2 protein-coding genes are annotated in these 2,501 nt (G+C 70.4%); one reads left to right on the plus strand and one right to left on the minus strand.

The window, feature by feature from the left end:
• Positions 1-98 precede the first annotated feature (98 nt).
• Positions 99-605 carry a GAF domain-containing protein gene (locus ETD96_RS43330; RefSeq protein WP_240808643.1) on the plus strand — a complete coding sequence of 169 codons (507 nt, stop codon included), beginning with the start codon at positions 99-101 and terminating at the stop codon, positions 603-605.
• Positions 606-617: 12 nt separating this feature from the next.
• Here ETD96_RS43330 and ETD96_RS43335 read toward each other — a convergent pair whose 3' ends face one another.
• Positions 618-2,117 (minus strand): acyl-CoA dehydrogenase family protein, encoded by a 1,500-nt coding sequence (locus tag ETD96_RS43335; protein WP_138642282.1) that lies wholly within the window; start codon positions 2,115-2,117, stop codon positions 618-620.
• Positions 2,118-2,501: the final 384 nt, after the last annotated feature.

The following is a 2,501-nucleotide window of genomic DNA, read 5'->3' on the forward strand; positions in this document are numbered from 1 at the left end:
CCGCCCCACCGCATCTGGAGATCGCCGTGACCCAAGAGCCGCTCTACGAGCCCCCCGGCCATCTGCTGACCCCCGTCGACCCCGAGGTGCCGCGGCGCGTGGCGCGGCTGCGCGAGCTCGGGCTCGGGCAGGAGGCCGACCTCGAGTTCGACGCGTTCGCCCGCGACCTCGCCGAGACCGCCCGGCGGCTCGTCGGCACCGGGCTGCCCCCGTTCGCGATGGTCAACTTCGTCACCGACCGGCAGTACCTGTCCGGCCTGTACTCCCCGCAGGACCCCACCGACCCGTCCGGCGGCGTGGAGCTGGGCCGGGAGGTGCCGCTCGACCACGGCTACTGCCCGCACGTCGTCGTCCGGCGCAAGGCGCTCGTCCTGGACGACGTGTGCGACTACCCGCGCTTCGCCGGCAACCCGGTCGTCGACAAGCTCGGCATCCGCACCTACGTCGGCGCCCCGCTGATCGACCACACGGGCACGACCCTCGGCACGATCTGCATCATCGACCGCGAGCCGCGCCCGTGGGGCCACCCCGGGCTGAACCTCATCAAGGAGCGCGCGGCGGAACTCGTCCAGCTGATCCGCCGCCGCGAGGAGATGCTGGGCTGACCCGGGGCCGGGTCACGCCTCGGCGGGCAGCGGCACCGAGCGCGAGAAGAGCACGCCCGGCGAGGGCGGCACGGCGCCGTCCTCGATGCCGAGCACGCCCGTGGACAGCAGCCCGAACTCCGTCGCGACGCCCGCGATGTCGGCCTTGAGGAACTCGATCGCCGCCCGGGCGCGGCCCGCGTCGTTGCCGGGTTTCGCCGCCCACCGCATGACCTGGGCGATCGCGAACGCGTAGGCGATGGCGCGGCCGGCGAGGACCAGGTGCTCCTGGCGGAGGTCCCGGTCGAGGAAGCCGAGGTCCAGCCCCTGCGAGGTGATCGCGGACGCGGTGAGCGGCCAGTCGGCGAGGAACTTGCTGAGCGGCAGGCCGTCCGTCCGCGCGAGGCAGTACTCGGTGAGCTGCTGGCTGAGCAGGTCGTTGGTGCCGTCGAAGATGGTGTAGACGCGGGCGTCGAGGAACGCCTGCGCGGAGATGTTCGTCGGCGACCCGCAGCGGTACCCCTCGCCGCCGGAGAGCTGCTGGTAGTGGTGCGCGGCGCTGAGCATCCGCTCGGTGGCGACCGTCTTGATGGCCTGGACGGCGGGGAACGCGCCGATCATGTCGGACTTCATGTCCAGCGAGGTCTGCAGGTAGTCGTTGAGCGCCGCGCAGACGGTGTAGGACGTGTCGATCGCCGCGAGCCGGTACCGGACGAACCGGATCGCCGACTGCGGCCCCGGGCCGATCCGCCGCGCGTTCGCGTACGCGCGCGCCTCCCGGCTGATGCGGCGCAGGAAGCCGGCGCCCATCGCCGCCATCATCGCCCGCGACGCCATGAGCATCTCCACCATGGGGCGCAGGTTGCGGCCCTCCGCCCGGATGCGCCGGTGCCGGGGGACGACCACGTCGATCTCGTTGAGCCCGTAGTCGATCACCTTGAGGCCGAGCGGCTCGTAGGGCTGCAGGGTGCGGAAGCCCTCACTGCGCTTGACGATGAAGTAGCCGTACTCGCGGCCGCGGTCGTCGTTCTTCGCGCTGACCAGCCACCAGTGCGCGCTGGAGCTGAACGCCTGCCAGTGCTTGCGGCCGCGGATCCGGTAGCCGCCCGGGACCTCCTCGAACGTGGTCGTCATGCCGGACATGGCGGAGCCGCAGCCGGGCTCGGTGGACGCGAACCCGCAGACCATGGGGTCGCCGCCGGCGTACTGCGGCAGCACCTCCCGCTTGGCCTCCTCGTCCGCCCACAGCGCGATGGGTCGCAGCGCCACCCCGGTGATCACCGTGGCGTACATGCCGAGCGGAAGGTTCCATTCGGACAGCGCTTCCACGACTCGGCACATCTCGACGTGGCTGTCGCGTCCGCCGAACTCTCTCGGCAGCGTCGGCAGCAGCACGCCGGCCCGGGTCAGCAGCGTCCAGTCGTCGGCCGGGAGGTTCTGCTGCGGGTAGGTGGCGGTGTCGAATCGGGGGGCGATCGCCTCGATACCGGCGATGAAGTCGTTCGTGGACAGGGACAGTAGAGCATTCGTCATGGTGTCCGCTCTCACGGGTCGGCGCGTCAATGCAGGGGGAAGTCGCCGGAATCCGGCCGTCGGAAGAACACGCTCATGCCCGACCGGCCGCTGGGCCGGCCGAGCGAACCTCCTTGCCAATCGCTCGTCTGAGACTCTCACGCCATGGTGAAACGAACGATCACCAGACGCAAGGCTCCTCTGGCTGACCGTAATCAGCCAACGACGATTCGAGCCTGCAGGCCATGTTCCGGCCGTGCCCGCAGTCGACGGCTGATCACTTTGGGAATGATGAGTTTAATGTGCAACTAGCTGCTGTTGTGACGATTGAGAGAGATTCTCATCTCTGGGACGACGGCCCGGTCACGCCCCGGCCGCTCCCCCGAGCCCGGCGCCCCACCATCC

Origin of the sequence: Actinomadura geliboluensis, from assembly GCF_005889745.1 — a bacterium.
In the GTDB taxonomy this organism is placed as follows: Bacteria; Actinomycetota; Actinomycetes; order Streptosporangiales; family Streptosporangiaceae; genus Spirillospora; species Spirillospora geliboluensis.

Coding starts and splice junctions, on each gene's coding strand:
- ETD96_RS43335 (WP_138642282.1), bottom strand. CDS start 2,117: ATGACGAATGCTCTACTGTCCCTGTCCACGAACGACTTCATCGCCGGT.